We start from the raw sequence: 6,074 nt of genomic DNA on the forward strand, positions 1-6,074 counted from the left end.
GTCAAAACAGAAATATCAGTATTAGAAGTAGGTAGTATTCCTATATATTCTAATAACAACCAGTATATGTAGGAATACGAAGTATTATTCTTAGGGATTTGTAAATTTCATTGAAATTACTTTCTACTTATTTTCTGTTCACTTAAATAAATCCATATTTTTCAATCCGCAATTGAGGTTAACTTAGTCAAATATTAATTATCAGAATTCGGAAATAGTTGGCGCTTATGAGTAAGATACTTTTTACAAATTGAGATCATGATCTTTTTAAAAAGATCATTCACAAAGAAAAGATACTACAAGATGCAGTATCCTTTCCAAACAGCTATACTTTAAGGCCCAATACTTACAGGGAAAGTTGCTACACAGCAATTTTCCCAACACAACCAATCTAAATACATAAGTAGTTGTGCAATTATAGCAGGGCATGCTAACACAAAGTTATGCTTATGCTGCATATAGTGCTTTCCTGTTAACAGATGTCTCCACTATTGTCTATAACATAATAGAAATTAATAAAATGAGAGGGTCTGAAACTATGGATCAAATCAATGTGGTACTTCCTTTAATTCTCCTAGCGACTTGGCGGTGAAAGACTCGGCTGCGATTAACCTGGCCTTCGATTGGATCGGCCTGATTGATAAGTGACAAAACTGTTGTTAAATTAGTTACTTCTGTTTCAATTTGCTCTATTTCTAAAAAACCATTTATATAGGAATCCTTTGGTTCTGGTTGGCTCTCATTTCAAAATGATGAATCATTTACTAATAATTCATCTACTGATAAATTTGAAACTTATAGTTTTACTTACTTTTAAAGCTTCAAAAAACAAATGGGCTAAGTAAAGAAAACAGACGGTATGGTAACCATATCAAAAAAACATGGTTTCTTACGGGTTCTTATGAGTAGATTCACCTTTGTGGCGTAAGCTTACATAAGTACGCTACTTAACTTTGTTTAGTTTTTGGTAACAACAATTTCAAAGTCTAAAACGAAGAAAATTCCTTCCATCGTTAAGTAAAGACTGATAGACAAATGCAAGGACATTATCCCTTTTAAAGAGAAGAGGGATAATAGGGTTTCGATCCAATTCAGATTTTTTTTGTATTGTTGAAGGCACAATCCAATAGTATTAGTCTCAATTTTTGGTGACAATTGAGCTTATACAATCAACTAAGTTTCAAGCATTAGCGAATAAATTAATAGAAAAGCAATAAAAACTTCATAAGTCCCTGTTTTTGTCCAACTCTCTACCAGTTATTTCTTGTATGGAGCTTGTACCTTTGCTTAAATTTAATTCCAATACTAACCCAAAAACAGGAATTAAACCAGATTGATTCTTGTAACGATTTAGTTATAGCAATAAAAAAGGTTATTTATTGCCCTCCTAATCGCACAGCCTTGATAAAAAATGAAATAGTAACCAAAGCCTGAAAAATCTGGATGTACTACCAAAGAAAACTAGTGTAATAGTATGACCATCTGAATAGATTTTCATCCTACTCTCTACTTGTAAATTACTTAGATCCTGTTTGGTTTGAGAAAAGATTTCTGCGTTGTTCTATGTCAAAAAATAATACAAGATAACCACTATAAGAGCTTTCTCAGGAAAGCTCTTATAGATGCCTGATGAAGTCAAATTACAAACTAACCACCCCTAACTCAGAGAGTTCTCTGAGAGTAGAGTGAATAAATACATCAAGAGAGTGAACCGAAGAGAATTTTCCTGTTTCTTTATCGGTATCATTTACATAGGGTATCATTTACATACCACGTTATTTACAGATAGCAGGTTAAAAGACAGTGTTTGATCCTTTCTTACTTATTATGAAACATACATGTGATAATCAAGGAAACAACGCCTTTCAGATATAATATCAGATGAAGAATGATTCGATAGTTAAAGATTGATGAATATCAATAACATAGTATTAATCCTGTTAACTGATTAAAACTTTAGTATAGATAACTATAATTAGTTAGCTGTTTCCAATTGTTTACCGTTTAAAAAGTAAAACCTATAAAATCAATGATATGAAGAATTTCGATACACTTCAAACAGCTTTGGTAGTTGATGATAATTTAATAGATGGGCTGATTGCACAAAAATTACTATGCGGTTCAGGATTAGTAAAGAATGTGATTGTACACAATTCTGTTGATGCAGCCATTAGATTTCTTTCAACCTGCTCTTTGGCTGAGCAACCTCAGATTATGTTTTTGGATCTGGATATGCCAGACAAGAATGGCTTTGATTTTCTTGCTATTTTAGACAAAAACCCTTGCTTATTGCCAGGACATTGCACATTATATATACTGAGCAGTTCGATTCACTATTTAGATAAAGAGAAAGTAAGTACTTTTCCAAGAGTTCGACAATTCTTGCAAAAACCGATGACCATGGAACTTCTATCTACTTTATTTTCGAATATTGACACAGAAGTTTTGGATTAATATATAGAAGTTGTTTAGCAAAAGGAAAGGATTTCCCAAAAGAGTGAAAAGATGCGAACCTTAAAATATCACTCCAAAGAGAATTCCTTTTGATATGTTAAACAACTTTAGTGCTTACAAACCACACCGTTTAATCCAGCTTTCAAAAGAAAGCATAAATTTTACTATAAAAGTAGAGGTCTTTTCTACTTTTATCATGCCGTTTGCATCAAAAAGTTCCTGGCTATTTGCAATATATGCCTCTGGTTGCTGCATCACTGGCATATTGAGAAATACCAATGACTGCCGCAAATGATGATTGGCTCCAAATGCACCCATTTTTCCAGGCGAAAGACTAATAATGCCTGCGGGCTTATTTTCAAAGACATTTTGTCCATGTGGGGCAGAACCTACATCAATAGCATTTTTTAATACAGCAGGGACAGAACGGTTGTATTCAGGTGTTACAAAAAGTATTGCATCCACCTGCCTGACTTGGGCCCGAAATAATTGCCAGCTCTCCGGTGGCATATCCGTTTCTAGATCCTCATTGTATAAAGGCAATTGATCAATGGCAATAAGTCTAAGATTAAGGTTTGAGCTAGAAGAATTTCTGATGCAATTTGCCATTTTTAGAGATAAGGAGTCTTTTCTCAAGCTGCCAACAATAATACCAACTTTGTATTGTTCTTTTTCCATAATTTGTTTTTTAAGCAAATAGAAAAAGTATTTCTGCAGAAAATAGAATAAAGCCGACACGATAGCTTTAATCAGCAAAATTTAGTATCAGTTGCGGATCTCTGAGTTTAAACTGTTTAGGGGTCATGCCTGCAAACTCCTTAAACTCCCGAATCTGATGGGATTGATCTGCGTAATTTAGTTGATAACAAATATCTGTAAACGATCTAAACGGATTTGTATTGATTAGGCTGAGTGCTGATTGAAATCGCTGAATACGCATAAAAAGTTTAGGTGAAACTCCGATGTTTTCCATCATCAGTCGTTCCAGAGACCGCTCACTGATACCTACATAAGAACAGCACTCTTTGATGGAATATATACCGTTTGAATATATACCGTTCTTATTCATTAACGCTTCCATAACATACTCCACAGTCCGATTTTGACAGTGTTTGTTTTGGGTTGCCAGCATCCATAGGAAATGGGAAACAATAGTGATCTTTTCGTTGACAGACCTTGCCTCAAACAGTGAAAGTGTGAGCGAACTTTTTAGCATGTTGTTTAAATCACAATAGGTATCTGTAAGCAAAGCAGCATCTATTCCAAAAACTGTTTTGAGAGCATTCGGCTTCAAACAGACAAGTAAATTGTTATACTTTTCTTTTACAGTTTTTTCAGAATATTTGGTAATAGGTCCGTGTAAAAGCAATCTGGGAAGAGGTTTCATCCGATTATCAGAAAATATGCCTTCCTGTTGAAAAATGAGCCCTGGATACCCATCTGTAAATACGTTAAACCTAACAGGCTGGCTAATCTGCTCCTGACTTTCTATTATGAGGAAGAAACGGACATAAGGCTTCAAATAATCCGGTGCCTGGATTTTGGTATAAATCATTTAGCTTATTGTTGGAACACATAGTAAATTCTTACTATACCATTTTTTTCTGGTTGTAATCATTAAAGTAATCACAACAGGCTGAGCAGACTAAGCTTTTTATGCTTAATTCAGATTAAAGCTTGCTCCTTTTGATAGACACAAATAGACGTACCTGTAGCTTTTTATATCTTCAACCTGATCATATAAGGCTCTAAAGCAATACACTTCCAATTATATATTTTGTAATTGGTTAGTTAATAGTAGCAGGTTATTTACTTTTTGGAACGGTAAAGAAAAATGTTGCGCCATTCCCATATACGCTCTCACATCGTATTGTACCTCCATTTTTCTCTATCATCTCCTTGCAAAATGCCAATCCCAATCCACTCCCTTTTTCATTTGCAGTACCTGTAGTGGAAAACGGTGAATCCATCTGGAACAATCGAACCTGAGCTTCTTTTGCTATTCCCGGTCCTTTATCCTGTACGAACAATTCTATAAAATCAGCTTTACTTTGAGTACCTACTATTACTACATCCCCCGATTTAGAAAATTTAATTGCATTGGTAAGCAAATTGCGAATAGCAATCTCTATCATGACAGGGTCAGCATACACACGCACCAGACTGCTGGCAGCCAGAGATTGCTTTGTTCTAAGATCTACCTGGATAAACTTTACTAAAATCTGTTTGTTGCTAGCCTGAGTGTGCAATTGCTCAATAACTTCTTCTATTACTAAGGCAAGGTCAAAGTGGAAAGGTTGTGAGTGTATTCCGTTTAGCTGACTGCGACTCCACTGCAAAATATTCTCCACCAAATGAATGCTTGCCTCCAGATTAGTCGTTAAAACACGACAATACTTTTTTAAATCATCCGAAGTCATCTCTGACTGGCCCAGCAACGAAACTAATCCTTTAATCACATGTAGAGGGCCTCGAACATCATGACTGATTATGGAAAAAAGTCTGCTATTGATTGTATGTTGTTTCTCCAATCTGGTATTTTCAGCCTGAAGTAGGTCTTTCTCCTGAAGCAATTGCTGATTTTTTTCTATCAGGAAGTTGAGGTTTTTCCTATACCCTGCCCGCTTTTTGTAAAGTACGACAAACAATCCTGCTAATAAAGTAACAACTACAACAAAAGAATTTTGACTCACAATTATACCTTCTAAGATAAGTAAGAATATACAGATTGTAAACCTAGAAGAAAACTAACAGACAACCAGTTAATTAACAGGACAAAAAGAGAGACAACGGTCATAATCCATCTTTTTTTATAAATTTACAATTTTATTTTATTCCATAAAGTATCTTTATTATTGTTTTCAAATAATAAAAAACAACAGAATTTACACAAAAAACTTTGACTAAAACCTGCATTTGAGTGAAATCCTACTGAGTAGCTTGAAGATTATTTCAAAGTGAGGATGCCTTCTTTCCAGAATCGGTTAAAATCTATTGCCTTTTTAAAGGTAAGACACCAATCCGATAACACTCCATCTGACCCTATTCCTGATAGCCAAACTTATTCATGTATTAGTGCACACGCCCCACACTTTGTTGCAGGCTGGACCATACCGGATGGTAGTCTGAACGACCGATCAAGGCTTCCCATTTATCACCTGGCCCCACTCAAATTTAAGACCGGGTAAATCATAGCGGAGTCTTTCATAGCGGAGTTGCTTCTTCTCAGAACTATTGAAAAATCAGCGGTATTGAACACTTGGATTGAATCATATCAGAGCCTGTCATGTCAGAGCCATTTCCATCTGACAGGGTGTGAGTCCAGCGTCTCAGCTCAGATAGTGAACTATGAGGACGAAATTTGATGAGGTCGCATGCTCCGTATTCCAGCCGCCAAGCATCTCAGCTCTGAAACAATTTTCTCGGCTGCATCGGACAAAGATAAAAACCAATTTGTATTTAGACATTCGTCACGAAAACTTCTACCATCTCGGCTCTGATAAACGACTCAATGGATCATCTCTGACATAGCCGTCAGGCTAAGAGAAGAGAATTTAGTAAATAGAGATAAATATTTATCTCTATTTTATGAAGTGTTTTCCTAAATGCCAATTAGAAGA

At 35.3% G+C, this 6,074-nt stretch carries 5 protein-coding genes and 1 pseudogene; 2 read left to right on the forward strand and 4 right to left on the reverse strand.

Annotated features, from left to right (window positions below; all coding sequences use genetic code 11):
• The first annotated feature begins 2,034 nt into the window (after positions 1-2,034).
• Positions 2,035-2,454 carry a response regulator gene (locus tag QNI22_RS38535; RefSeq protein WP_314519742.1) on the forward strand — a complete coding sequence of 140 codons (420 nt, stop codon included), beginning with the start codon at positions 2,035-2,037 and terminating at the stop codon, positions 2,452-2,454.
• A gap of 114 nt (positions 2,455-2,568) precedes the next feature.
• On the opposite strand, the gene QNI22_RS38540 is transcribed toward QNI22_RS38535, so the two are convergent.
• The 3 genes from QNI22_RS38540 to QNI22_RS38550 all read right to left on the reverse strand — a co-directional run bounded on the left by QNI22_RS38540 (position 2,569) and on the right by QNI22_RS38550 (position 5,147).
• Positions 2,569-3,132: an NADPH-dependent FMN reductase gene (locus QNI22_RS38540; RefSeq protein ID WP_314519744.1), complete on the reverse strand. Its 564-nt coding sequence runs from the start codon at positions 3,130-3,132 to the stop codon at positions 2,569-2,571.
• 67 nt (positions 3,133-3,199) lie between these two features.
• Positions 3,200-4,009 (reverse strand): helix-turn-helix domain-containing protein, encoded by an 810-nt coding sequence (locus tag QNI22_RS38545; protein WP_314519745.1) that lies wholly within the window; start codon positions 4,007-4,009, stop codon positions 3,200-3,202.
• A gap of 250 nt (positions 4,010-4,259) precedes the next feature.
• Complete coding sequence (locus QNI22_RS38550) at positions 4,260-5,147, reverse strand: sensor histidine kinase (RefSeq protein WP_314519747.1); 888 nt, start codon at positions 5,145-5,147, stop codon at positions 4,260-4,262.
• Positions 5,148-5,417: 270 nt separating this feature from the next.
• On the opposite strand from QNI22_RS38550, the gene QNI22_RS38555 reads away from it, so the two are divergent.
• A complete protein-coding gene (locus QNI22_RS38555; RefSeq protein WP_314519749.1) occupies positions 5,418-5,642 on the forward strand; it encodes a hypothetical protein in 225 nt (74 codons plus the stop codon).
• A 145-nt stretch (positions 5,643-5,787) separates the two neighbouring features.
• Here the strand turns inward: QNI22_RS38555 and QNI22_RS40535 are convergent.
• Positions 5,788-5,935, reverse strand: a pseudogene (locus QNI22_RS40535) (integrase core domain-containing protein); the annotation flags it as partial.
• Between the last annotated feature and the right edge of the window lie 139 nt (positions 5,936-6,074).

The sequence above is a fragment of the Xanthocytophaga agilis genome, assembly GCF_030068605.1.
GTDB lineage: Bacteria > Bacteroidota > Bacteroidia > Cytophagales > 172606-1 > Xanthocytophaga > Xanthocytophaga agilis.